The organism is Streptomyces noursei ATCC 11455 (genome assembly GCF_001704275.1).
GTDB lineage: Bacteria > Actinomycetota > Actinomycetes > Streptomycetales > Streptomycetaceae > Streptomyces > Streptomyces noursei.
Map to the genome: position 1 here is coordinate 5,663,793 of NZ_CP011533.1, position 23,342 is coordinate 5,687,134.

The window sequence follows — 23,342 nt, forward strand, 5'->3', positions numbered from 1 at the left end:
GATGATCCTCCAAGCCGGGGTCGGGTGCACGACTACCGGGCGGCTACCCTGGGGGCGTGACGTTCCCGGTAGTCGGCATGGTCGGTGGCGGTCAGCTCGCCCGTATGACCCACGAGGCGGGTATCCCCCTCGGCATCAAGTTCAAGCTCCTCAGTGACACCCCGCAGGACTCGGCGGCTCAGGTGGTCAGCGATGTCGTCATCGGCGACTACCGCGATCTGGACACCCTGCGCGCGTTCGCCCGTGGCTGCGATGTGATCACCTTCGATCACGAGCACGTTCCCACCGAGCACTTGCGGGCGTTGGAGGCCGAGGGCATTCCCGTCCGGCCCGGCCCCGACGCGCTGGTGCACGCCCAGGACAAGGGGGTGATGCGGGCGAAGCTGGACGCCATCGGCGTGCCCTGCCCACGGCACCGCATCGTCTCCGACCCGGCCGACGTGGAGCGCTTCGCGAGCGAGGGCCGGGGTGACGGGTCGGACGGGTTCCCCGTGATCCTCAAGACCGTCCGTGGGGGCTATGACGGCAAGGGCGTCTGGCTCGTGCGATCCTCCAAGGAGGCGGCCGAGCCGTTCCTCGCCGGCGTGCCCGTCCTGGCGGAGGAGAAGGTCCCCTTCGTCCGCGAGCTGGCCGCCAACGTGGTCCGCTCCCCGCACGGCCAGGCCGTCGCCTACCCGATCGTGGAGTCCGTCCAGGTCGACGGCGTCTGCGACACCGTGATCGCGCCGGCCCCCGACCTCTCCGACGAGCTCTCCACCCACGCCCAGCAGCTCGCCCTGCGGATCGCCGACGAGCTCGGCGTCGTCGGCCACCTCGCGGTCGAGCTGTTCGAGGTCCGGGACGCCGACGGCGCGCCCGCGGTCCTCGTCAACGAGCTGGCCATGCGTCCGCACAACTCCGGCCACTGGACCCAGGACGGCGCGATCACCTCGCAGTTCGCCAACCACGTCCGGGCCGTCCTCGACCTCCCGCTCGGCGACCCCCGCCCGCGCGCCCGCTGGACGGTGATGGCCAACGTCCTCGGGGGTGACTACCCCGACATGTATGCGGCGTACCTGCATTGCATGGCCCGCGATCCGCAGTTGAAGATTCACATGTACGGAAAGGACGTGAAGCCGGGCCGCAAGGTCGGGCACGTCAACACCTACGGCGACGACCTGGCGGATGTGCGTGAGCGCGCCGCACACGCCGCCGGCTACCTGCGAGGAACGATCACCGAATGAGCTCTCCCGCGACCCCCCTCGTCGGCATCGTCATGGGCTCCGACTCCGACTGGCCCGTCATGGAGGCCGCCGCCCAGGCCCTGGACGAGTTCGAGATCGGCTATGAGGTCGACGTGGTCTCGGCCCACCGCATGCCGCACGAGATGATCGCCTACGGCGAGCAGGCGGCCGGCCGCGGCCTGAAGGCGATCATCGCCGGCGCCGGGGGAGCCGCCCACCTGCCCGGCATGCTGGCCTCCGTCACCCCGCTGCCGGTCATCGGCGTCCCGGTCCCGCTGAAGTACCTGGACGGCATGGACTCCCTGCTCTCCATCGTGCAGATGCCGGCCGGCGTGCCGGTCGCCACGGTCTCGGTCGGCGGCGCCCGCAACGCCGGACTGCTCGCCGCCAGGATGCTCGCCGCCCACGACTCCGAACTCCTCGCCCGCATGCGGGAGTTCCAGCAGGACCTCAACGACCAGGCCACCGAGAAGGGCAAGCGGCTGCGCAACAAGGTCGCCGGGTCCGCCGGCTTCGGCTTCGGGAGCGGCAAGTGACCACCGCGCGGGAGGCCGCGCTGGAGCTGCTCGCCCGCTGGCCGGTCGTCGACGGCCACAACGACCTCCCCTGGGCGCTGCGCGAACAGGTCCGCTACGACCTCGACCGGCGCGACGTCGCCACCGACCAGAGCGCCCACCTGCACACCGACATCCCCCGGCTGCGGGCCGGCGGCGTCGGCGCACAGTTCTGGTCGGTGTACGTACGCTCCGACTACACCGGCGACCACGCCGTCAGCGCCACCCTGGAACAGATCGACGCAGTACGTCAGCTGACCGCGCGCTACGCAGCCGATCTGCGCCCGGCGGCCACCGCCGACGACATGGAGGCGGCCCGCGCCGAGGGCCGCATCGCCTCCCTCATGGGGGCCGAGGGCGGTCACTCGATCAACAACTCGCTGGCCACCCTCCGGGCCTTCCACGCCCTGGGCGTCCGCTACATGACGCTCACCCACAACGACAACAACGACTGGGCGGACTCGGCGACCGACGCACCGCGCCACCACGGCCTGTCGGCCTTCGGCGAAGAGGTCGTCCGCGAGATGAACCGCTGCGGGATGCTCGTCGACCTCTCGCACGTCTCGCCCGACACCATGCGCGACGCCCTCCGGGTCAGCACCGCGCCGGTGCTCTTCTCGCACTCCTCGGCCCGCGCGGTCTGCGACCACCCGCGCAACATCCCCGACGACGTGCTGGCCCAACTGCCCGCCAACGGCGGCGTCGCGATGGCCACCTTCGTCCCGAAGTTCGTGCTGCCCGCCGCGGTCGCATGGACGCTGCGCGCCGACGAGAACATGCGCGCCCACGGCCTGCACCACCTCGACACCACCGAGCGGGGCATGGCCGTCCAGCGCGCCTTCGAGGCCGCCAACCCGCGGCCGATGGCCACCGCGGCCACCGTCGCCGACCACCTCGACCACATGCGCGAGGTCGCCGGCATCGACCACATCGGCATCGGCGGGGACTACGACGGCACCGCCTTCACCCCCTCCGACCTGGCCGACGTCGCGAGCTACCCGAATCTCCTGGCCGAACTCCTGGACCGCAGATGGTCGGCGGCCGACCTGGCGAAGCTGACGTGGCAGAACGCGGTACGGGTGCTCCGCGGGGCGGAGGACGTCGCCCGGGACGAGCAGGGCCGCCGGGGACCGTCGAACATGACGCTCGGCTAGGGCCTTCCGCGTTCTCGGTCGCCCCTCCGGCCCGTCCCCTCCCGTCGTCGTGGGTGGGAAGCGGGCCGGTGGGGGCCGGCCGCGGCGGTTACGCGTTCGGGCGGCCCAGCGCCCGGTACGTCCAGCCGGCCTTGCGCCACAGGGCCGGGTCGAGGGCGTTGCGGCCGTCGAGGACGCGGCGTTCGGTGGCGACCTCGGCCAGTACCGCCGGGTCCAGCTCGCGGAACTCGCGCCACTCCGTCAGGTGCAGGACGACATGCGCGCCGCGCACCGCCTCCAGAGCGCTCTCCGCGTACCCCAGGGTCGGGAAGAGGCGCTGGGCGTTCACCATGCCCTTGGGGTCGTAGACGGTGACCTGGCCGCCCTGGAGGTGGATCTGGCCGGCGACGTTGAGGGCGGGCGAGTCGCGGACGTCGTCGGAGTCCGGCTTGAAGGTCGCGCCGAGGACGGCGACCCGCTTGCCGAGGAAGCTGCCGCCGACCGCGTTCCGGGCCAGCTCGACCATGTGGCCGCGGCGCCGCATGTTGATCGAGTCGACCTCGCGCAGGAACGTCAGCGCCTGGTCGGCGCCGAGTTCGCCGGCGCGGGCCATGAAGGCCCGGATGTCCTTGGGCAGGCAGCCGCCGCCGAAGCCGATGCCGGCCCGCAGGAACTTCTTGCCGATCCGCTCGTCGTGGCCGATCGCCTCGGCCAGCTTCACCACGTCGCCGTCGGCGGCCTCGCACACCTCGGCCATGGCGTTGATGAACGAGATCTTGGTGGCGAGGAAGGAGTTGGCGGAGGTCTTGACCAGCTCGGCGGTGGGGTAGTCCATCACGACGAACGGGGAGCCCTCGGCGATCGGGGTGGCGTACACCTCGCGGAGCAGCGCCTCGGCCCGTTCGCCGGCCACGCCGACCACGATCCGGTCCGGGTGGAGGGTGTCCTGGACGGCGAGGCCCTCGCGCAGGAACTCCGGGTTCCAGGCCAGCTCGGCGTCGGCGCCGGCGGGGGCGGCGGCCGTCAGCCGCCGCGCGAGCCGGGCCGCGCTGCCCACCGGCACCGTCGACTTGCCGACCACCAGCGCGGGCCGGGTCAGGTGCGGTGCCAGCGCGTCGAAGGCGGCCTCGACGTAGGACATGTCGCAGGCGTACTCGCCGTGCTTCTGCGGAGTGTTCACGCAGACGAAGTGGACGTCGCCGAAGGCCCCGACCTCCTCGTAGGAGGTGGTGAAGCGCAGTCGGCCGGTGGAGCCCTCGATGCCGGCGACATGGCGGCGCAGCAGCTCCTCCAGGCCCGGCTCGTACATCGGGACCTCGCCCCGGCGGAGCATTTCGATCTTCTCCGGCTGCACGTCCAGGCCCAGCACCTCGAAACCCAGCTCCGCCATGGCGGCGGCGTGGGTGGCACCGAGGTAGCCGGTGCCGATCACGGTGATCTTGAGGGCCATGTGCGGGGCTCCAGACGTCTGGCGGATTGCGGTGCTGACCGAGCATATCCGCGCGTGGAACGCACCCTCCCCGACCGCGGTCCGCCCCATGGGGGGACTGTCGGCAACCTCACCTACCCGAGGCTCCGGGATCGCCCTAGAATCCCTTCTCAGTAAGGGTTACTTAACGGTAGTTAGCACTACCGGCACCTCTGGGGAGTGAGAGACCTTGGCGGGAACCGCTGATTTCGATCTGTACCGGCCGTCCGAGGAGCACGACATGCTCCGCGAGTCGGTGCGCTCGCTCGCCGAGGCGAAGATCGCGCCGTTCGCCGCCGCGGTGGACGAGGAGGCCCGCTTCCCGCAGGAGGCGCTGGACGCGCTGGTCGCCAACGACCTGCACGCCGTCCACGTGCCGGAGTCCTACGGCGGCGCCGGCGCCGACGCGCTGGCGACCGTGATCGTCATCGAGGAGGTCGCCCGGGTCTGCGCCTCGTCGTCCCTGATCCCGGCGGTCAACAAGCTCGGCTCGCTCCCGGTGATCCTCTCCGGCGACGAGGAGCTGAAGAAGAAGTACCTGGCGCCGCTCGCCAAGGGCGACGCGATGTTCTCGTACTGCCTCAGCGAGCCGGACGCCGGTTCCGACGCGGCGGGGATGAAGACCAAGGCGGTCCGCGACGGCGACCACTACGTCCTCAACGGCGTGAAGCGGTGGATCACCAACGCCGGGGTGTCGGAGTACTACACGGTCATGGCCGTCACCGACCCCGAGAAGCGCTCCAAGGGCATATCGGCGTTCGTCGTCGAGAAGGGCGACGAGGGCGTCTCCTTCGGCGCCCCGGAGAAGAAGCTCGGCATCAAGGGCTCCCCGACCCGCGAGGTCTACCTCGACAACGTCCGCATCCCCGCCGACCGCATGATCGGCGCGGAGGGCACCGGCTTCGCCACCGCAATGAAGACCCTGGACCACACCCGCATCACCATCGCGGCCCAGGCGCTCGGCATCGCCCAGGGCGCGCTGGACTACGCCAAGGGCTACGTCCAGGAGCGCAAGCAGTTCGGCAAGCCGATCGGCGACTTCCAGGGCGTCCAGTTCATGCTCGCCGACATGGCGATGAAGCTGGAGGCGGCCCGCCAGCTCACCTACGCCGCGGCGGCCCGCTCCGAGCGTGTCTCGGCCGGCGGCAAGGGCGAGGACCTGACCTTCTTCGGCGCCGCGGCCAAGTGCTACGCCTCGGACGCGGCCATGGAGATCACCACCGACGCCGTCCAGCTGCTCGGCGGCTACGGCTACACCCGCGACTACCCGCTGGAGCGGATGATGCGGGACGCCAAGATCACGCAGATTTATGAAGGCACGAACCAGGTGCAGCGGATCGTCATGGCGAGGAACCTGCCGTAAGGCGGAGCCTCCCACGCGCCCTATGAGGAGGGGCCCCGACCGCACCGCGGTCGGGGCCCCTCCTCATAGGGCGTCGGTCCGGTCAGTTGCCGGAGACGGTGACCGGCTCGTCGTTGTTGAGCTGCTGGACGAGCTGCTTGAGCTTGGCCTGGTCCCAGACGAGGTTGCCGCCGACGCTGCCGGAGATCGGCATGTTCATCGACTTGCCGTCGCCGCCGGTGACGCCCTTCATCGCGAAGAACATCTGGCCCAGGTCCCACAGGCTCATGTCCTTGTCCACCTTCAGCGTGTCCAGGCCGGCGCCGAGCGTCGGATAGAACTTGAAGGGGTTGAGCAGGGTGCCCGGCGTGGCGGCCTGCTTGGCGACGGCGGCCAGGAACTTCTGCTGGTTCTTGGTGCGCTGGAGGTCCTGGGAGGCGAAGGCGTGCCGGGTCCGGACGAACGCCAGCGCCTGCGCGCCGGTGAGGGTCTGGGTGCCGGCCTTGAAGTCGGCGCCGGAGTCCTTGTCCTTGAACGCCTGGGGGATGTCCATCTCCACGCCGCCGAGCGCGTCGACGATGTTGGCGAAGCCGGCGAACCCGATCTCGACGTAGTGGTCGATGTGCAGGTGGGTGTTGTACTCGACGGTGCGCACCAGCAGGGCCGGACCGTCCTCGGCGTAGGTCGCGTTCAGCTTGGTGTGCCGCCCGCGTGCCGGGAACTGCTTGCCGGAGGTCGAGCCGACGTACGAGGGGATCTCGACGTTGGAGTCGCGCGGCAGGGATATCAGCGTGGGGCCGTTGCTGCCGTCGTGCAGGATCAGCATCGAGTCGGTGCGCCCGCCGTCGGTGGGCCCGCCGGTGTGCAGCTTCTGCTTCATCTCGTCGGTCATGCCCTCGCGGCTGTCCGTGCCGACGATGAGGTAGTTGGTGCCGTCGCCGGTCGCGGGGCGGTCGATGACCTTGCTCAGGTCGACCTCGCGGCGCAGCTTGCCGTCCGCCCAGAAGTAGGTGCCGACCGAGGCGACCAGCGCCACCACGACCACGGTGATCAGCGTCCACTTGATGCGGCGGCCCCAGCGCGGGCGCGGCCGGGCGTAGCCGTCGCCGCCGTACCCGTCGCCGCCGCCGCTTCGGCCCCGGCCGCCGCCCCCGCCGTAGACCTGCCCGGTGTTGTAGCCACTGTCGTAGTGGTCGTCGTAGCCCTGGGACTGCTGCGGCGGCACGCTCCCGCCGCGGCGCGGGGAGAGCGACGACGGCAGCGGGGGCTCGTTCCGTCCGTAGCCGGGGCCCGCGTCGCGCCGTACGTGCGGCATGGCGCGCGCACCTTCCGGCTCGTTGCTGCCGCTGCCGCGTCCGTACCGGTTGCCGCTCTGGTCGCCGGACCGTCCTTGGGGCCACTCATTCATACGGGGAAGTGTGCACGCCGCGGGGGGCAGCTCCATAGGGCGGGTACCGGATCGGGCCGTGGCTGTTGCAGACCTGATGCAAAGCGACGGAGCGCTAACGGGCCATACGGCGAAGGGTCCGACGATTCCGGGCGCCGCCATCGGAACAAGGAATTCCGGATGGTTTCCGGCGGAGGGCGGGAGAGGTATCTCACGCGGCGCCGAGACCGGTCTCACACCGCCCGGGCCCGCTCCCGCCGCCCGCGCCGTACGGTCCCGTACGGCACCGGCTTACGCTGTTCTGCATGACCGACCTCGTCGCCCACGCCCCGGAGGACGCCCCTGCGGGCAAGCCCACCTCCGTCTCCCGCACCACGCTGTCGCACATCATGACCGCCAACGACACCAACCTCCTCGGGACGGTGCACGGCGGCGTGATCATGAAACTGGTCGACGACGCCGCGGGGGCGGTCGCGGGCCGGCACTCCGGCGGCCCGGCGGTGACCGCGTCCATGGACGAGATGGTCTTCCTGGAGCCGGTCCGGGTCGGCGACCTCGTCCACGTCAAGGCGCAGGTCAACTGGACCGGCCGGTCCTCCATGGAGATCGGCGTCCGGGTCCTGGCCGAGCGCTGGAACGAATCCACCCCCGCCCAGCAGGTCGGCTCCGCCTACCTCGTCTTCGCCGCCGTCGACGAGCACGGCAAGCCCCGCACGGTGCCGCCGGTCGTCCCCGAGAGCGAACGCGACAGGCGGCGCTACCAGGAGGCCCAGATCCGCCGGACGCACCGGCTGGCCCGCCGCCGCGCCATCAAGGAGCTGCGGGAGCGGCGCGCCGCCGAGGGGCTCGACGACACCTGAGGGGGCGCCCGCGGGTCCGGGGCGGGCCCTCACGCCTCCTCGGGCGCGGGCGCCGCGGCGGCCCGGACCGTCCGGCCGGACCGCGCCCGGCGGTGGAGCGCCACCGCCGCCCCCTTCGCCAGCAGCGCCAGCGCCGCCCCGACGACGGTCCCGGCCGCCGCGCACAGCACATCGTCGATGTCGGCCACCCGCCCCGCCCGCATCAGCAGCTGCGCCACCTCGATGGCGACGCTCAGGCCCACCCCGAGCAGGAACGCGCCGGCGGCCGACCACCGGGGCGCGGCGAACCGCAGCAGCAGCGGCACCGGCAGGAACAGCGCGGTGCCGGCGATCTGCCGCCGCACCAGCAGCGCCACCTCCCCGGGCTCCAGCTGCGCGCCCAGCTCCAGCAGCCCCCCGCCCGGACGCCACCAGAACGTCGCGTCGGCGGAGCCGATCGGCTGGGTGGGGGTGAGGGTCACCACCAGCATCAGCAGCACCCAGGCCGCCAACAGGACCCGGGCCGCGGTGCGCGGGGCGTGCCGGTGCGGGGCCCGCAGCGACCACAGCGCCAACCCCACGGCCAACGCCAGCCAACCGAGCACGAAGAGCACCACCATGGCCGGGGTGAGGGCCAGGACGATCTGCCACATCTCGCACACACCTTTCCGGACACCGGACGGCCCGGCGTCAGTCGCAGCTCCACTTGGTGACGAAGACCGTCGCGGTGTGCTCCATCACGCCCCGGATGCACTCGTCCGGCAGCATCTCCACCCGGCCGCTCAGCCGGAGCGTGCCGCCGTGCGTCCGCCCGGTGCCGAACCAGCCGGGGAACGCGGTGATCCGGGAGTTCTTGCGCTGGTAGCCGAGCCGGATGGTGAGCTCGCCGAGCACCGGTTCGTCCCGCTGGTAGACGGCGGTGTAGAGGCCGGTCGCGCCGACCGGGCCGCGCAGACACAGCCGGCCGCGGACCAGGACGCCGCAGCCGGCCGGCGCGGTCGGGGCCGCCGGGGCCGCCGCCGCGGTCGCCGCGAGCAGCGCCAGCAGCGCGACCGCCGCCGCGGTCCGGCCCGCGCGCAGCCGGCGGTCCGGTCCGGCCGGCGGCGGCCCCGCGGCGGTGCGGCGGGGCGCGGGCACGGTCATCGGCACACCGCCTGGTCGCCGGTGATCGCCGCGAGGGTGCCGGGGGCCGGGGTCGGCTCCTCGGCGCGTACCGGTCGCACCGCCCGGAAGTCCGCCCCGACGGTCACGCGCAGCGTCGGCCCGAGTCCGGCCGCCGGGCGCAGCCGGGCACCGGGCAGCGCGGCGGCCAGCGAGCGCGCCGACCGGTTCCAGTGCGGGTCGTAGGTGATCACCGTGTGCGGCACCGCGCCCGGCGCGGAGTCGCCGGGCGCGCCGGTGGTGGCGAAGCCGGTGTCGTGCAGCTCCCGGGTGACCCGGGCGGCCAGCCCGTGCCGCCCGGTGCCGTTCTTCACCCGCACCTGGACCCGCTCGGGCGGGACGTCGACGAGCGTGGCGGGCGGCGCCGCGTGCTCCGGGCGGGGCGCGAACGGCCGGTCCTCGCGCAGCGCCCGGAACAGCTTCGGCGCCTGGACCGGGTCCCAGTGCACCGTCGAGCCCAGCCCCGGCACGTTCTCGGCCTCGCCCCGCAGCGGCACCGAGGCGAACTCCGACGACGCCGGGCCGAAGCCGCGCATCGCCTGCGCCAGATCGGCCAGATCGCCCGCGCCGAAGCCGTCGTCGGCCCGCACGGACCGGAGCATGGCGTCCGCGACCGCCTTGAAGCGGACCGGGTTCATCAGCACCCCGGACGAGGTGATCCGGTCCAGCAGCGCGGCCAGGAAACGCTGCTGGCGCTGCATCCGGCCCAGGTCGGCGGAGGCGTCGACGTGCCGCGAGCGGACGTACTGGAGCGCCTGGCCGCCGTTGAGCCGCGAGGTCCCGGCCGGCAGGTCCAGCCCCGAGTAGCGGTCCCGGAGCGGGCGCACCGTGCAGACCTCCACCCCGCCGACCGCGTCCACGGTCCGCATGAAGCTGGTGAAGTCGACCTCCAGGTAGTGGTCGATGTGCACCCCGGTCATGTGCTCGACGGTGCGCACGGTCAGGTTGGCGCCGCCCTCGGCGTAGGCCGCGTTCAGCTTGAGCGCGTGCCGGGGGTGGCGCCGGCCGTCGGCGTCCTGGTGGGCGGGCACCTCGGCGTACGAGTCGCGGGGGAGGCTGACGACGCTGGCCCGGCTCCGGTCGGCGGAGAGGTGCACCAGCATCAGGGTGTCGGTGCAGTGGCAGGGCTCGCCGCCCAGGTGGTACCGCTGCTTCTCCTCGTCGGTCAGCTTCTCCCGGCCGTCGGTGCCGACGACCAGGAAGGTCAGCCCGGCGCCGTCCCCGGGCCGGTCGCTGATCCCCTGGAAGGCGTCCACCCGGCCGATCCCGGTCTCCACGTCGGTGACCATGGCGTGCCCCACACCGCTCGCGGACAGCAGCAGGGCGGTCGCCGCGGCGCTGATCCGCAGTCCCCAGCGCGGCTCCGGGCGACGCCGGCGCTCCCGGCGTCGTCGGGACCGCCGGGGACGCCGGCCCGGGACGGTGCGGGAGGAGGGGGACGGCGCGGTCACAGGCCACCTCCGCGGTGGACGGGGACAGGGCGGCGGAGCCGGGTGGGACGGGCCCGGGCGGTGCCCGACGGCCGCGGCGCGGGGCCTGTCACGGAACGGACCGGGTCACCGTAAGCCCATATGATCTGCATCAAAACGCCACACACCGGGCGAACGCTGCCCGGCCACCCGGTTGCCGTCCGAGGGCGTCCCCCGTTCGCGGTACCGTGAGGCGGAATACCGCAGTCTCCCGGCGGGCGCTGCCGCCCTCCCCATGGCGGCTCGCCGCGGGCCGTACCCCCGAGGAACCATGCCCCAGCAGCAGCTCCCGGCCGTCTCCGTGATCATGCCGGTGCTCAACGAGGAACGTCACCTGCGCAACGCGGTCCGGCACATCCTGGCGCAGGAGTACGCCGGCGAGATGGAGGTGGTGATCGCCCTCGGCCCGTCCACGGACCGCACCGACGAGATCGCCGCGGAACTGGTCCGCGAGGACCCCCGGGTGCACACCGTGCCCAATCCCACCGGCCGCACCCCCGCCGCGCTGAACGCCGCCATCAAGGCGTCCCGGCACCCCGTCGTCGTCCGCGTCGACGGCCACGGCATGCTCTCGCCGAACTACATCGCCACCGCCGTGCGCCTCCTTGCGGAGACCGGCGCGGCCAACGTCGGCGGCATCATGCACGCCGAGGGCGAGAACGCCTGGGAGGAGGCGGTGGCCGCCGCCATGACCTCCAAGATCGGTGTGGGCAACGCCGCCTTCCACACCGGCGGCACGGCCGGCCCCGCCGAGACGGTCTACCTCGGTGTCTTCCGACGCGAGGTGCTGGAGCAGCAGGGCGGCTACAACGTGGAGTTCATCCGCGCCCAGGACTGGGAGCTGAACTTCCGCATCCGGGAGGCCGGCGGCGGCGTCTGGTTCTCGCCGGAGCTGAAGGTCCAGTACCGGCCGCGCCCCAGCATCAAGGCGCTGGCCAAGCAGTACAAGGACTACGGGAAGTGGCGGCACGTCGTCGCCCGCTACCACTCCGGGTCGATCAACCTGCGCTACCTCGCCCCGCCGACCGCGGTCTGCGCCATCGCGGCGGGCCTGGTCGTCGGCGCGGCCGTCACCCCCTGGGGCCTGGTCGTCCCGGCCGGCTATCTGGCCGCGATCACCGCGGGCTCGCTGCCGGCCGGCAAGGGGCTCTCGCTGAAGGCCCGCGCCCAGATCCCCGTCGCCCTGGCGACCATGCACATGTCGTGGGGCGTCGGCTTCCTCACCAGCCCGCGCGCCCTCGCGCGCAAGGTCATCGCCAGCCGGCGGCCGGCCGTGCAGACCCCGGCCCCGGTCGCGGAGTAGCCGCCACGGGGTGCGCGCCCGGTGGCGCGCACCCCCTGCCGCAGGTCCCGGCGGGTCAGAACGTGTACTGCGGATTGACCTTCATGCAGGCCGAGGAGTCCTTCTCGGCGTTCAGCGGGTCCGCGCTCTTCGGGGCCCGGTGCGCGGACGCCCCGCCGCCCGCGCCGGACGCCGCGGGGAACTCCGTGCCGGTCCGCCAGTCCTCGCCGACCACCAGCCGCATCGTGCTGACCGAGGACGACTCCCGCACCGAGCCGCCGGGCAGCCCCAGCGCCTTGGCGAGCGCCAGCGCGTCGCCCCGCTGGGCGGCGCCCTTGTAGAGCAGGGCGGTGTCGGCCTGACTGGTCAGCCGGGAGTCGGTGCGCGCGCCGGCGTAGCCGAGCGCGACCAGCCGCTCCTGGATGTCGTTCGCCCGGCCGCCGGCCGGTCCACGTGCGCCGTCGGTGCCGTTCTGGACGACAACGGCCAGCTTGTCCTTGGGAGTTGACGGCGAGGGGGCCGGCTCCGGCTTCTTCGTGGTGTCCTTGCCGTCCAGTGCCACGTCGCCGCGCAGCATCCCGAAGGTGGCCTCCGCGTCACCGGGCCTGGGGACGACGTACCGCTCCCCGGGGCCGTACTCCCAGGGCATGGTGATCATCGTGATCCGCTGGGTGGGCACTCGCTGGAGGTCGCCGCCCAGGTCGTAGAGCTTCTTGACCGAGCCGAGCCCCTCGTCGACGGTGAGCGCGCTGGTCGCGGCCTCCGCCAGGTCCCGCAGCTGCACCGGGTCGGTGAGCTTGGTGCCCTGCTTGAGCTGACGGATCATCGAGTTCATGTACATGTGCTGGGCCTTGGCCCGGCCGATGTCGGTGTTGTCCTCGAAGCCGTACCGGGTGCGCAGCCACTGGAGCGCCTGGACGCCCTGGACGGAGTGGGTGCCCTTGGTCAGCTTCAGCCCGCTGCCGTGGCCCTTGCTGTCGTGCGAGTAGACGTTCCGGTCGACGCAGACCGGCACCCCGCCGACCGCGTCGGCCATGTCCACCACCCCGGCGAAGTCGACCATCATGAAGTGGTCGATGTAGATCCCGGTCAGTGCCTTCCAGGTGGCGACCGTGCAGCCCGGACCGCCGTGCTGGAGCGACTCGTTGATGGCGGCGGTGGTCTCCGGGTAGGTGTGGCCGTCCTTGGGGTCGGTGCACTGCGGGATCGCCACCCGGGTGTCCCGGGGTATGGAGATCACCGACATGTTGCTGCGGTCGGCGCTGACGTGCACCAGCATCTGCACGTCGGCCAGCGGTTTGCGGTCCGCGTCCTGGCGGGCCCCGCCCAGCTCGATGTTCTTCTCGGTGTTCCGGCCGTCCGATCCCAGCAGCAGGATGTTCATCGGCGTCTGCCCGAACGCGTTGGGCTCCGGTTTCTTCAGCCCGCCCGGGCCGAGGTCCAGCGCCTCCTTGCGGAGGTTGGCGTTCAGGTGCTGGTAGTAGAGGTAGCCGCCGGTGGCCCCGGCCACCAGGAGCACGCCCAGGCCCAGCGCCGTCCAGCGCAGCACCCGGCGGCCCTTGCCGCCCTTGCCGGAACCGTCGGCCCTGGCGGCCTTGTTGGCTTTGTCGGCCTTGTTGGCCTTGCGGCGCCGGGCGCGGCCGCCGGTCGGCCCGTCATCGGGCGGGCCACCGTCCGCGTCGGACGCGAGGCTGCCGACGGCTCCGTCGGCGGCCCAGTCCGGCGCGTCCGGCGGCAGCCCCTTGTTCGCGAAGCCGCCGGCCTTCCAGCCCAGCCGTTGCGGCTCCGGCTCCTGGCGCTGCCCGTCACCGCGCACACCGCTCTGCGGCATTCGGCAATCCCCCCGTGTCCGTTCCGGTGCGCTCGGCGCCCGGTGCAAGCACCGACCCCAGTGGAGCCGATGCAAGCACCGGCTCCACTGGGGCGGCTGTCGCCGCGTCCCCTGTTGGGCCCCTGTTGGCGTTCCCTGTCGAGTGGCCCGCCGGGTTACTTCGCGCAGATGTTCTTGTCATCTGCATTGACGTGCTGAACCCCCTCCGGGGTTTCGGTCGGCGCCTCGATCGGTGAACCCGGTGCCGTGAAGTCCTTGCCGAGCACCAGCTTCATCGGGACCCGCGGACCGGCGTCCGCGCCGGTCTTCTTCAACGCGCTCTTGGGCAGACCCATCCACTCGGCCAACGTGGCGGCCTGGTCGGCCTGGTTGGGCGCGTACTCCAGCCGGGTCGCGGACAGCTTCTCCGGGGCGTTGCCGGCGTTCGTGGACAGCCGGGCGCCCTTGGTGTTCTGCAGCCAGTCGACGGTCTCCTGGGCCGCGCCGAACGGCCCGCCCCCGTTGGTGACATCGACCCGGACCAGCTCCGGTGGGGCCTTCTTGACCGGCGCGCTCTTGCCGCCCTTGTCCTTGCCGGCGCCCTTGGCCAGCGTGTGGTCCTGCTGCACCATCTTGAACAGCGGGTCGGCCTTGGCCGTGTCCAGGACGACGGTGGCCTTGTCCCGCGGGTTGTCCAGCACCGGGACGGTGGCGAAGGTGATCTTGTTGAGATCGACCTTCTTCAGGTCGTTGCCGAAGTCCAGCAGCTTGCTCGCGGTGCCGATACCGGTGTCCACCGTCAGCGCCTTGGTCGCCGCCTGCGCGACGTCCAGCAGCTTGCTCGGGCTGCCGAACGCGCTGGACTTCAGCTTGCGGATCAGCGACCCGATGAACTGCTGCTGGAGCTGAATCCGGCTCAGATCGCTGCCGGTGCCCACCGAGTGCCGGGTCCGGACGAACGCCAGCGCCTGCTCGCCCTTGACGACGTGGCGGCCGGCCGTCAGCTTCAGGTGCGACTTCGGGTCGTTGATGTCCTTGGCCGCGCACACCTCGACGCCGTCCACCGCGTCGGACAGGTCCTTGACGGCGTTGAAGTCCGCCATCATGAAGTGGTTGATCTTCACCCCGGTCAGCTTCTCGACGGTCCGCCAGGTGCAGCCCGGGTCCCGGCCCTCCTGGCCCAGGCTGGTGTTGAACCGCACGTGCTGCTGGCCCGGGACGACCTTCGTCGAGCCGTCCGGCTGCTTCGTCGGGCAGTCCGGGATGTCGGTGATCAGGTCGCGCGGGATGCTCAGCGCGGTGGCGTTGGTCCGGTCCTTGGACACGTGCATCAGGATCGTGGTGTCCGCGTGCCCGACGCTGCCCGAGTCGCCGTAGCCGGTGTCGCCCTTGCCGGTGCGCGCGTCGGTGCCGATGATCAGGAGGTTCACCGGGCCGTCGGTGACCGCCGAGTTCTCCTCGCCGACGTCGACCTTCTTGATGTTGCCGTCCAGCTGCTGGTAGATCACGAACGCGGTGCCGCAGCCGGCCACCAGGACGAAGCCCACCACACCGGCCGTCCAGTACAGGAACTTCCGCTTGCCCGACTTCTTCGGCTTGGGCTTGCGGCGGCTCGCCGCGGCCCCGGCCCCGGCCGCCGCCGCGGTCCCGGCCCGGCCGGCCGCCCGGCGCGCCGCCCGGCCGCCCTCGGCGGGCTCGGCGGGCTCGTCGTCGTCCGCGCCCCGACCACGCTGGACCGGCAGCGGACGGGTGTCCGTGTCACCGCCCCCCGCACGGGGATTGCGCGCGGAACGTCTGCCGGGCGCCTTGCGGTCGGCGGGCCGAGCCGGGGCCTGACCCGCCGGGTCAAGCCGCAACTCGTAGTTGCCGGTGTTCGGATTGAACACCCACTGATCGGCGGGATCGACGTTGTTGTCGTCCGCCTGCCCACGGCCTTGCGCGTCCACGGTGCCTTGAGTCCTCCGTCGGTACCACGCGGCGCCATCCCCTCAAGGCGCTCGGTCGGTCGATCGTGTCTTAGCTGGTTCGGTGCTCGGTCAACAGTCAACAGTCAATGGACAAGGGTCATCGGTCGGCTGGTCGAGCGGACCGGATCGCTCACACTATCCGCCCAGTTCAACGTGGGGCGACGCCCGTGACAAATTCCACTTCCCTACAACTGGGCAATCCGCCCATTCCCTTCACGGGGCGCCGCCGCCCTTTGCGGCTTTTTTATTGGCAGGCGCCGTGTTCCGCGGTACTCCCGGGAAAGGCCGGCGGCGGACTCGCGGTGGGCGCCGCCCGCCCGCCCCGCCGGTCGCCGGCCACCTTGTCGTCCACGGCCCGGGCGGGGGGCTGCGGCACCACCGCCACCGGCTGATCATTGCGCAGCCGCTCGAAGAGCCGGTCCGCGTCGGGCTGCACCAGCTCATCGCGATTCGGGTCGTAGCGGTACTCGGTACGCGGCACGGTCAGGAACTGCACATGTGCGGTGGGAATGCCACGCATACTGCGGACCAATTCGTACAAACCCCGGAGCGAAGCCAGCCCGGCATCAGTGGTCAGCGAACTCGTCGCGGCATCCATCACCGGATACAGCCGCATCGGATTGAGCAGCACACCATTACTCTGCACTTTCTTCACCAGAGCACCCAGGAACTGCTGTTGGCGCGCCATCCGCTGGGTGTCGCTGCCGTCGCCCAGGCTCTTGCGGGCCCGCACGTAACCCAGCGCCGCCTCGCCGTCCAACGTCTGCCACCCGGCCGGCAGCGACACGTGCGCCTCGTCGTCCTCGATCGGCCGGACCAGGCAGAGCTGCACGCCGTGCACCGCGTCCACCATGTTCTTGAAGCCCCTGAAGTCCACGATGATGTGGTGGTCGATCCGGATCCGGCTCATCTTCTCCACCGTGCGGATCGCACAGGCCGCGCCGCCGAACGCGAACGCCCAGTTGAACTGCATCGTCTGCGGCGCGGACTCCGACCCGTCGGCGCGCTTGCAGTGCGGCACCTGCACCATCAGGTCGCGCGGGATGCTGACCGCGGTGGCGCTCCTCCGGTCGGCTGCCAGGTGCAGCAGGATCGTGGTGTCCGAACGCTGGGTGCCGGTGTCCGCCCCGTACTCCTCGTTGCCGCCGCCCCGGTTGTCGGAGCCGATCAACAGGATGTTCTGCGCGTTCGGCGGGCCCGCCGGCGGGCGCTCCGACTCGTACTTCTCCAGCTCCCGCTCGGTGGCGCTGTCCGAGCGGATGTTGTCGTTGAGCCGGGTCCACACGGCCCATCCCAACCCCGCCGACGCCAGCACGGCGACGGTCAGTGCCAGTACCGCGGCCCGCAGCCAGCGGCGGTGGCGCGGCGCCGGGGTCCGCGGCGGCCCCGGCCGGTCGGTCGCCAGCAGCCCCTCGGGCCGCTCCGGCCAGCCCCGGAACCGTGCCCGCCGATCGCGGCCCGGCGTCCCCCGCCCGCGGCCCCCGGAGGGGCGTCGACGGTCGGGCGGGATGTCGGGGCGCTCGGTCACGTGGGCGACCTCCCTCATGGAGTCGGCGGCACGCCCCCGCGCCGGGCACCGCGGGGAGCAGACCACCGGATCCCGCGCCGGGGAGTCCGTACGCGGGCGGCGTACGTACACCGAGCATGGCCCCGGGCCGGCGAACCGGCCCGCCCGGCGGGAATCCCCCTCCGCCGGACGGGGGAGTAGTGATAGAGCCTGCTGAACCCGTCCTTCATGTAACCATCCGTGGCTCTGTGTAGCCATGGGTGGGCGGGCATGCGAACGGCCACCCTCCGTGACGTTGGAGGGTGGCCGTTGGCTTGAGTTCGGAACAGCTCAGCCAGGGAACTCCCCTTGCTTGACGGCGGACACAAAGCACGACCAGCCGTCAGCCGGGAAAACCAGTGCGGGTCCGGTGGGGGTCTTCGAGTCACGTACGGGAATGAGTCCTGACCCGGCAAATGTACGGGAGAATTCCACGCACTGACCGCCACTTGAGCCGCTGTATGACGACTTCTCCCAGGCAGCGTTGGTCAAATTCACGACAGGTACTCCTTACGGATTTTATCGATGAGGATTAGCGAGTCGGTGGGCGCTAACGCGTGTGACCTTAGACGGTCGTAATGCTCGTAATAGGTATCCACGGTTTCGCACTGTTGATAAAGCCGCCCACCCTGCGGGTCATCCGCGTACACAACGGTGGGATCGTCGTCAAAGGTCAGTAGAGTGAACGCCGGTACATGCGCCGCCGCAGCTCCGAACGAGAACGGCATGACCTGGAGATCTACACTCGGCGATTCGGCGGACAAGATGAGGTGATCAAGCTGTGCGGCCATCACAGATGCCCCGCCAACTACAGTCCGTAAACAAGCCTCGTGAAGCACCACCCAGATCATTGGCGGGTTGCACTTCTCCAAGATTTCACGTCGCCTGAGCCGTGCACCCACCTTAGTGTGTATAAATTCGGCCGACCCACGTGGGTGCCCTGCACGGAAAGCGGCGTGTGCGTACTCCCCGGTCTGAAAAATCCCCATGATGCTGGTTGTTGAGAAGTCGAGAACCCTCGACGCTTCCCGCTCTCTTTCCAGATACGGCACAAACCATGAGGGGTTGTCGTCCCGTTCAATGTCTCCGAGCAGTCGCACAAACATGCCGCGTGTTTGAAACATGGCGTCGCACTTTTCGGCGAACTGTTGAGAGGGTTTCATAGTGCCCTTCTCAACCTTCGAAACGTACGCCTCTGAGTACCCGGAGTAAGTCCCCAGCTGTTTCTGTGTGATCTTCCGGCCTATGCGGACATCCTTGACTGTGACCCCAAAGCGTTGCTGCGGAGTCAAGTACCCCGACCGCTCTACGTCGATCACCCCTCTGACCTCCCCATATGAGGATGCTGACAGACCGGCCGCCAGTCGCCGTACTTGACCGCAAGGCGGTCAAGTCCCTCAACCCTAGCGGTTCTGTGGTGAGTTGATGAACCACCAGAACGCCAAAGACCCCCGCGACGCGGCGAACGTCCGGGGGCATGGCCATCAACCGTCGGGAGGTTGACGACATGCGCAAACATAGCGCGTGGATCATCGAACTGCTGTTGCATCTGCTGTTCCCCGCCCGTGGCCGGCATCGGTCGGCCGATGCACCGCCCACCCCTGAACACCCCGACACCCCCACGCTCACCATCCCCCGTGTCCCGGCCGAACTGCGGGTGCTGCGGGGTGAGGACGTGGCGTTCCTCCGGCCGTACATCCTGACCCCCCAGGAGCGCCAGGAGCGGCGGTTGCAGCGGGGTCGGCGCCGGGCGTTGTGGCTCTCGACGCACGGGATCGACGCGGGCCCCCGGCGGATTCACGGCGTGGAGGTGGCTGGCTGATGACGTACCGACAGGGCGCCTACGTCTGGGACGAGTTGCACGGACGCATCGGTGTGGTGATGGACGGGAGTTGGGGCGGCAAGGTGCACCTCCGCCCCGTGGGCGGGGGCACTGAGTGGGCGACTCCGGCCCGCATGCTCCGGCTGGCCACCAGGACCGAACGGGCCGCTGCGGGCATCAAGGGGGATGGCCAGTGATCCAGCGTTGCCCGGTCATGCCTTCTCACGACATGCAGCCGTTGAGTCGGTGGGCGTACTACTGCGAGGAACACGGCGTCACTGTCGTGTTTCACGACGATGGGTCGTCGGCTTCGCAGGCCCGTCAGCATCCCGTCTCCCAGTCGGCGGGTAGCGGTCCGGTGTACGTCGCCAAGGGGCGGGGGATGCGTTACCACGCCATTCCCACCTGCTACACGTTGGGCCGGATCAATCCGGCGCCGGTCGTGGCGGTGGTGTCGCTGAGCAAGGCTGAGCGCGACGGTAAGACGCCGTGTCTGCACTGCGTTCCGAAGAGCTAGGGGGAATGGTCGGATTGCAGTGCGCTGGGCCTCATCTTGAATGCCGTGGGTGCATGGGGTGGGGGTGTACGAAGGAGCAGTTGCTACGTGTTGATCCGGGCCTTTGTGGCGTCACGGTGTGGGCGAATGTGGGGTGTTGGTCGTGTGGGCGCCGGGGGTTCTTCTGTCAGGCGCCGGTGCGGTGTGAGGGTCGTCATGAGCCTGGTACACCCCTGGTTGCCGTTGGTGGGATTCCTCCGGTGTGATCTCGCGTAGTGTTGTGCTGTTCCCTGGGTGACGGAGCATTCAGGGGACGAAAGGACCCGCCAGTTTGGGGCTGGCGGGTCCTTGTCTTTTCTCAGCCGTGGTGTATGTGGTACCAGGTTTGCAGTACGTGTAGCGGGTCGCGATTCAGAATAGAATCCGCGTGTTCTTCTCTGAGGTCTCGCCATGCGTAGAGCGCACTGGCTTGGATGATTTCCTTCATTTTCTTCGGTCGGGGTTTGCTGCCTTTCCGGTATTGCTTGACTTGAGTTCGTGACGCGACGTTACTTTCGGCGCACTGGTCTAGGAAGAAATCAACGAGAGGGAACCAGTCTTCCCAGGTCTTCCCGAAAAGGACCGGCGCGATTCCTTCGGCGTCAAGTAGTTCAGTTCCCTCAAGACTGTTGGATTCCTTGCCAACCGTGGTGGCGCCGGGGGCGTGTATCCATTGGCGCCTGAGTATTCCTCTGGTCGTTGTCAGGCAGTATTGGCCGCCCAAGTCCTCGAATTTCCATTCTGGGTGAACGGCATAGTCGTCAATGACGTCTTGAAAGACAACGAGCGGAGGGCGTTTGATGGGCTTGTCGGGGTTGTTCCGGTCCACCCATGTCACGCTCCCCCATTTGGCACTGTCGGCTTCGTAGGGTGCGATGAGCAATCCCGATTCCGGGGCCCGGTACATGGGATCAATCTGCCCGATCATCATGAAGTTGAAAGGCTTCATCTGTTCCGTGTACTTCTTTTTTGCATTGAGGGTGCGGAACGCGTTGTAAAGCCCCCAAGATGAAACGCTGTGACGCATAAGGGCAGAGAGAGTTCCCCATTCGGGTTCTTCGTCGTCGAGAATGGCACGCCACAAACGCTCGATCCACGCTTTATGCCCACCCTTCTCCGGCGCCATGAGATAGCCCAAACCGTGTTCTGAACTCTTGACGATGTTCCCGGCCGCGTCGGTGAGCACGTAACGCTTGGCACTGATGACGTAGGCGTATCCGTCAAACTCCCTCTTGAGCATGTGCGGTACGAGGTCACGGTCATAGGGGTTCAGTGCGTCGAATCGTTCAATGATGGCATCAGGATCGGTACCGGTTACCGCACAGGAATCTGTGTCCATGAAGGCGTAGTAGCCACCCGCGTCCAGCACGATTTTCTCCATGAGTGCGAGCATGAGCCGCGCCCCGGAAGTCGGCATGGTCGCCAACGGCGGATAGCAGTACTCGCCCGGTGTTTCCTTCGACGTGCTGATTCGTTGGGTTACTCCGGACCGGTACAGCAGTTTGCCCGGTGTCGGTTGGGCGAATTTCTTGCGGTTGACCTGAGCGAAGATTCCGTAACTCCCGGAGTTTACTACCGTCTTGAGGAGTGCCGCCAATTGGGGGTCGGAGTTCTTCACCCGTTGGCGTTCTTCCACCGCGTATTTGAAGAAGTCTTCTTCGGGGGATACGTCGATGCGCCCCAGGAGCGAGACAGGTTGAAGTGAGGGGGCGCGGCCGGCCGACGTGAACCGGTACGCCTTCAACACCTTCGGGGCCTTTCCAGTAAGGAGGGTGGAGGCGATCACATCAGGAATGGCGTACCAGAAAGGTTCAGTGGCGCTGAAGTAGTTGATGCCGATATTGGGTGTCTCGTTCAGTCCGTAGTTCGCCCGGACTGGTAGCACGTCTTTGTCCGGCATGACTTGGGCTATGCCGACGAAGCTAGGCCAGTTATCGGGATTCAGGCAGTAGTCCACATCGACATTCGATAGATCAAGGTCGAATTCCTCGGCCTGAATATCGGCAGACGTGATCAGGTCCCACAAGCCCATGAGGTGACCGACCGTGGGATACATGGACGTGAAGTCCAGCACCGACACGGGAGCGGTGGTGCGTCGGATGCGTGCTTCGGCCCGGCCGCCAAAGAACGTGGACATGGTGAACCCCAGCACATCGTCAGGGACCGAGGAACGCCCCATGTGCGGGGTAATGCCCATGGCTTCGAAATACCCTTTCGCAAGCGTGGCGGGTGAATAGACCTGGTGCGCCAACTTAGGGATGGGGTGCTTGTAGAACTCTCTCAGCATGGCGTCGAAAAGTCGGGCGGTCGCTGCTACGTCCTCACGGCAATAGTCGATGTACTCCGGGGTGATGACTCCGTGGTCGGTCACGGGGTGCTTGCCCTCAACTCCGAACGCCCGGCAAGCCGATTCGAGACTGTGTGGAGTGCTAGTCAGTCCGAACGCCAGCGTCCGGCAGTCGATGAACAGTCCCCGCCATTTGTGCTCGGGAGTCGTGCCCCAACCGATGAACGATTTCTTCGAATCCAAATGCTTCACCCTGAGTCGGGGGCGCCAATGGTCGTTGTCCTCCCAGAGCTTGAACGAGAATCCCCCATCGTAGAAACCTCGTGCGGCTCCCACGTCAATGGCGATACGGGAAATGTCGAACGGCAAATTAAAGCCGACAACTCCCATGCGGTACCGGTAGGCCCGGCGCCACAGGTAGTGCTCAACGAATTCCGTGCGCGAGAGGAAATGCAGCTTCCTGTCCGCTACCGATATCGACAGGATGCGGTGATCGATGGGGGCCGTGTGGGATTCGGCGTATTCCTTCAGTGTCGCGAACCCTTCCGGATCGCGTTTCGCTAGGTCGTCCTGGTAGAAGATTCCTTCTTCTATGAGCGTGAGTATCTGCCCTTCGTAGTCGAGTTCGTAGATACGGAACGCGCCGAAGTTCAGGTTCTGCACGGTGTCGGCGGTGGTTTCGGTATCGAAAACAAGAATGTGCCTCACGGTTCAAGCCCCCGAACAATGACGTCGATGACACGAGGTTTCGTCGGAATGAGGTCTTCAGGCTTAGGCAGCACGAGGGGTTCTGTATCCCGTTCGGGCGTCGGGTCGGAGTCCGTAGCGTTCTGCGATGCGTCGGGCGTAGGCATTGGCAAGCGTCTCCACAATGATGAGAAGTCCAAGAACCATGGCGGCGGTGCGCTGAGTTTCTTCAGCGGTGCCGGAGAGGGGAACTCCTACGGCACCCTGGCAGGCCGTGATGCGACGGTGGCATTCGACGCACAGTCGAACGGTGGCGTTCGAGTTGCGGCGCCCCGCGATATGGTGTTCCTCGTAGCGCACGATTCCCCCCTTCACGCGGCAACGTAAATGGATTCGACGTTCATTTGCCCAGTGAGGGCAAGTTCGTAAAGGTCCATGCTCGCTCCGGCAAGTGGGATGTTCTCCCCGGTATCCACATTTTGCACAGTGACCCCCGCCATTGCATTGATCCTTTCGGACTGACCTTTCTTCGCCCACAGTCGTGCGGCGTTCCAATGCTGAGCGACTTTGCTCCGGTCGGCTTTGTCGAGTCGCACCCGACGTAGTCCATTGTCGGTGAGCACGTTGATATTCTTCGCGTTGCGTACTCGGTAGGCTGTGAAATCGGCCGGCCGCCGGGCCGCGTCGCGTGGGTGCTCGGGTGTCTCCTTGTGACCTCTTGCGGATTTGAGGGACGCCCCGGATTCGTAAGCCGCACGGTCGATGCCTTTTCGTTCGAGCCGTGAGCGGTATCCGTCGCTGAGAGCGGACCATTCGCGGCGACTGGCCAC

22 protein-coding genes are annotated in these 23,342 nt (G+C 69.0%); 10 read left to right on the forward strand and 12 right to left on the reverse strand.

The window, feature by feature from the left end:
• The first annotated feature begins 56 nt into the window (after positions 1-56).
• Genes SNOUR_RS24095 through SNOUR_RS24105 form a run of 3 tightly spaced genes read left to right on the forward strand, consistent with a single transcriptional unit; the run spans position 57 to position 2,931 of the window.
• Positions 57-1,223, forward strand: a complete 1,167-nt coding sequence (locus SNOUR_RS24095; protein WP_268253974.1) for a 5-(carboxyamino)imidazole ribonucleotide synthase — start codon at positions 57-59, stop codon at positions 1,221-1,223.
• Positions 1,220-1,759, forward strand: a complete 540-nt coding sequence (gene purE / locus SNOUR_RS24100) for a 5-(carboxyamino)imidazole ribonucleotide mutase (protein WP_067350742.1) — start codon at positions 1,220-1,222, stop codon at positions 1,757-1,759. The genes SNOUR_RS24095 and purE overlap by 4 nt, the downstream gene beginning before the upstream one ends.
• Complete coding sequence (locus SNOUR_RS24105; RefSeq protein WP_067350744.1) at positions 1,756-2,931, forward strand: dipeptidase; 1,176 nt, start codon at positions 1,756-1,758, stop codon at positions 2,929-2,931. Before purE ends, SNOUR_RS24105 begins: the two co-directional genes overlap by 4 nt.
• Before the next feature lie 88 nt (positions 2,932-3,019).
• Here the strand turns inward: SNOUR_RS24105 and SNOUR_RS24110 are convergent, their stop codons facing one another.
• On the reverse strand, positions 3,020-4,360 hold the full coding sequence (locus SNOUR_RS24110; protein ID WP_067350747.1) for a UDP-glucose dehydrogenase family protein: 1,341 nt from the start codon (positions 4,358-4,360) through the stop codon (positions 3,020-3,022).
• Between the two features lie 208 nt (positions 4,361-4,568).
• On the opposite strand from SNOUR_RS24110, the gene SNOUR_RS24115 reads away from it, so the two are divergent.
• The gene (locus tag SNOUR_RS24115) at positions 4,569-5,741 is read left to right on the forward strand and encodes an acyl-CoA dehydrogenase family protein (protein WP_067350749.1); all 1,173 of its coding nucleotides are present in this window, start codon (positions 4,569-4,571) and stop codon (positions 5,739-5,741) included.
• Positions 5,742-5,823: 82 nt separating this feature from the next.
• Here the strand turns inward: SNOUR_RS24115 and SNOUR_RS24120 are convergent, their stop codons facing one another.
• Positions 5,824-7,128: an LCP family protein gene (locus tag SNOUR_RS24120; protein WP_067350754.1), complete on the reverse strand. Its 1,305-nt coding sequence runs from the start codon at positions 7,126-7,128 to the stop codon at positions 5,824-5,826.
• Positions 7,129-7,412: 284 nt separating this feature from the next.
• Between SNOUR_RS24120 and SNOUR_RS24125 the strand changes: the two genes are divergently transcribed.
• Positions 7,413-7,967: an acyl-CoA thioesterase gene (locus SNOUR_RS24125; RefSeq protein ID WP_039635857.1), complete on the forward strand. Its 555-nt coding sequence runs from the start codon at positions 7,413-7,415 to the stop codon at positions 7,965-7,967.
• A 29-nt stretch (positions 7,968-7,996) separates the two neighbouring features.
• Here the strand turns inward: SNOUR_RS24125 and SNOUR_RS24130 are convergent, their stop codons facing one another.
• Genes SNOUR_RS24130 through SNOUR_RS24140 form a run of 3 tightly spaced genes read right to left on the reverse strand, consistent with a single transcriptional unit; the run spans position 7,997 to position 10,558 of the window.
• Positions 7,997-8,599, reverse strand: coding sequence for a VanZ family protein (locus SNOUR_RS24130; protein ID WP_067350757.1), 603 nt, complete (start codon positions 8,597-8,599; stop codon positions 7,997-7,999).
• Between the two features lie 37 nt (positions 8,600-8,636).
• Positions 8,637-9,089 (reverse strand): hypothetical protein, encoded by a 453-nt coding sequence (locus tag SNOUR_RS24135; RefSeq protein ID WP_067350759.1) that lies wholly within the window; start codon positions 9,087-9,089, stop codon positions 8,637-8,639.
• The gene (locus tag SNOUR_RS24140) at positions 9,086-10,558 is read right to left on the reverse strand and encodes an LCP family protein (protein ID WP_067350762.1); all 1,473 of its coding nucleotides are present in this window, start codon (positions 10,556-10,558) and stop codon (positions 9,086-9,088) included. Before SNOUR_RS24140 ends, SNOUR_RS24135 begins: the two co-directional genes overlap by 4 nt.
• A 289-nt stretch (positions 10,559-10,847) precedes the next feature.
• Between SNOUR_RS24140 and SNOUR_RS24145 the strand changes: the two genes are divergently transcribed.
• Positions 10,848-11,879: a glycosyltransferase family 2 protein gene (locus SNOUR_RS24145; RefSeq protein ID WP_067350764.1), complete on the forward strand. Its 1,032-nt coding sequence runs from the start codon at positions 10,848-10,850 to the stop codon at positions 11,877-11,879.
• Positions 11,880-11,934: 55 nt separating this feature from the next.
• Here the strand turns inward: SNOUR_RS24145 and SNOUR_RS24150 are convergent, their stop codons facing one another.
• Positions 11,935-13,242 (reverse strand): LCP family protein, encoded by a 1,308-nt coding sequence (locus SNOUR_RS24150; protein WP_446677950.1) that lies wholly within the window; start codon positions 13,240-13,242, stop codon positions 11,935-11,937.
• A 112-nt stretch (positions 13,243-13,354) separates the two neighbouring features.
• Between SNOUR_RS24150 and SNOUR_RS49280 the strand changes: the two genes are divergently transcribed.
• Positions 13,355-13,879: a PEP-CTERM sorting domain-containing protein gene (locus SNOUR_RS49280; RefSeq protein ID WP_376738542.1), complete on the forward strand. Its 525-nt coding sequence runs from the start codon at positions 13,355-13,357 to the stop codon at positions 13,877-13,879.
• Here the strand turns inward: SNOUR_RS49280 and SNOUR_RS24155 are convergent.
• From SNOUR_RS24155 to SNOUR_RS24165, 4 genes are all read right to left on the reverse strand, one after another.
• A complete protein-coding gene (locus SNOUR_RS24155; RefSeq protein WP_067350769.1) occupies positions 13,845-15,614 on the reverse strand; it encodes an LCP family protein in 1,770 nt (589 codons plus the stop codon). The genes SNOUR_RS49280 and SNOUR_RS24155 overlap by 35 nt on opposite strands.
• Before the next feature lie 265 nt (positions 15,615-15,879).
• Complete coding sequence (locus SNOUR_RS24160; protein ID WP_067350773.1) at positions 15,880-17,163, reverse strand: LCP family protein; 1,284 nt, start codon at positions 17,161-17,163, stop codon at positions 15,880-15,882.
• 309 nt (positions 17,164-17,472) lie between these two features.
• On the reverse strand, positions 17,473-17,679 hold the full coding sequence (locus tag SNOUR_RS43290; protein ID WP_079142858.1) for a DUF397 domain-containing protein: 207 nt from the start codon (positions 17,677-17,679) through the stop codon (positions 17,473-17,475).
• Positions 17,676-18,500, reverse strand: a complete 825-nt coding sequence (locus SNOUR_RS24165; RefSeq protein WP_067350775.1) for a helix-turn-helix domain-containing protein — start codon at positions 18,498-18,500, stop codon at positions 17,676-17,678. Before SNOUR_RS24165 ends, SNOUR_RS43290 begins: the two co-directional genes overlap by 4 nt.
• A gap of 188 nt (positions 18,501-18,688) precedes the next feature.
• On the opposite strand from SNOUR_RS24165, the gene SNOUR_RS24170 reads away from it, so the two are divergent.
• The 3 genes from SNOUR_RS24170 to SNOUR_RS24180 are packed head-to-tail and all read left to right on the forward strand — an operon-like array spanning position 18,689 to position 19,520.
• Complete coding sequence (locus SNOUR_RS24170) at positions 18,689-19,003, forward strand: hypothetical protein (protein ID WP_312633476.1); 315 nt, start codon at positions 18,689-18,691, stop codon at positions 19,001-19,003.
• On the forward strand, positions 19,003-19,200 hold the full coding sequence (locus SNOUR_RS24175; RefSeq protein WP_067350781.1) for a hypothetical protein: 198 nt from the start codon (positions 19,003-19,005) through the stop codon (positions 19,198-19,200). Before SNOUR_RS24170 ends, SNOUR_RS24175 begins: the two co-directional genes overlap by 1 nt.
• A gap of 17 nt (positions 19,201-19,217) precedes the next feature.
• The gene (locus tag SNOUR_RS24180; RefSeq protein WP_159425904.1) at positions 19,218-19,520 is read left to right on the forward strand and encodes a hypothetical protein; all 303 of its coding nucleotides are present in this window, start codon (positions 19,218-19,220) and stop codon (positions 19,518-19,520) included.
• 337 nt (positions 19,521-19,857) lie between these two features.
• Here SNOUR_RS24180 and SNOUR_RS24185 read toward each other — a convergent pair whose 3' ends face one another.
• Both SNOUR_RS24185 and SNOUR_RS46315 read right to left on the reverse strand, forming a co-directional pair.
• A complete protein-coding gene (locus SNOUR_RS24185; protein WP_067350787.1) occupies positions 19,858-22,533 on the reverse strand; it encodes a hypothetical protein in 2,676 nt (891 codons plus the stop codon).
• 350 nt (positions 22,534-22,883) lie between these two features.
• The gene (locus tag SNOUR_RS46315) at positions 22,884-23,342 is read right to left on the reverse strand and encodes a hypothetical protein (RefSeq protein WP_159425905.1); all 459 of its coding nucleotides are present in this window, start codon (positions 23,340-23,342) and stop codon (positions 22,884-22,886) included.

Excerpts from the sequence above, each read along its gene's own strand:
- SNOUR_RS24130 (WP_067350757.1), bottom strand. The coding sequence starts at position 8,599 with ATGTGGCAGATCGTCCTGGCCCTCACCCCGGCCATGGTGGTGCTCTTC.
- SNOUR_RS24150 (WP_446677950.1), bottom strand. The coding sequence starts at position 13,242 with ATGAACATCCTGCTGCTGGGATCGGACGGCCGGAACACCGAGAAGAAC.
- SNOUR_RS24135 (WP_067350759.1), bottom strand. The coding sequence starts at position 9,089 with ATGACCGTGCCCGCGCCCCGCCGCACCGCCGCGGGGCCGCCGCCGGCC.
- SNOUR_RS24120 (WP_067350754.1), bottom strand. The coding sequence starts at position 7,128 with ATGAATGAGTGGCCCCAAGGACGGTCCGGCGACCAGAGCGGCAACCGG.
- SNOUR_RS24145 (WP_067350764.1), top strand. The coding sequence starts at position 10,848 with ATGCCCCAGCAGCAGCTCCCGGCCGTCTCCGTGATCATGCCGGTGCTC.
- SNOUR_RS24175 (WP_067350781.1), top strand. The coding sequence starts at position 19,003 with ATGACGTACCGACAGGGCGCCTACGTCTGGGACGAGTTGCACGGACGC.
- SNOUR_RS24125 (WP_039635857.1), top strand. The coding sequence starts at position 7,413 with ATGACCGACCTCGTCGCCCACGCCCCGGAGGACGCCCCTGCGGGCAAG.
- SNOUR_RS24180 (WP_159425904.1), top strand. The coding sequence starts at position 19,218 with ATGCCTTCTCACGACATGCAGCCGTTGAGTCGGTGGGCGTACTACTGC.
- purE (WP_067350742.1), top strand. The coding sequence starts at position 1,220 with ATGAGCTCTCCCGCGACCCCCCTCGTCGGCATCGTCATGGGCTCCGAC.
- SNOUR_RS24110 (WP_067350747.1), bottom strand. The coding sequence starts at position 4,360 with ATGGCCCTCAAGATCACCGTGATCGGCACCGGCTACCTCGGTGCCACC.
- SNOUR_RS24170 (WP_312633476.1), top strand. The coding sequence starts at position 18,689 with ATGCGCAAACATAGCGCGTGGATCATCGAACTGCTGTTGCATCTGCTG.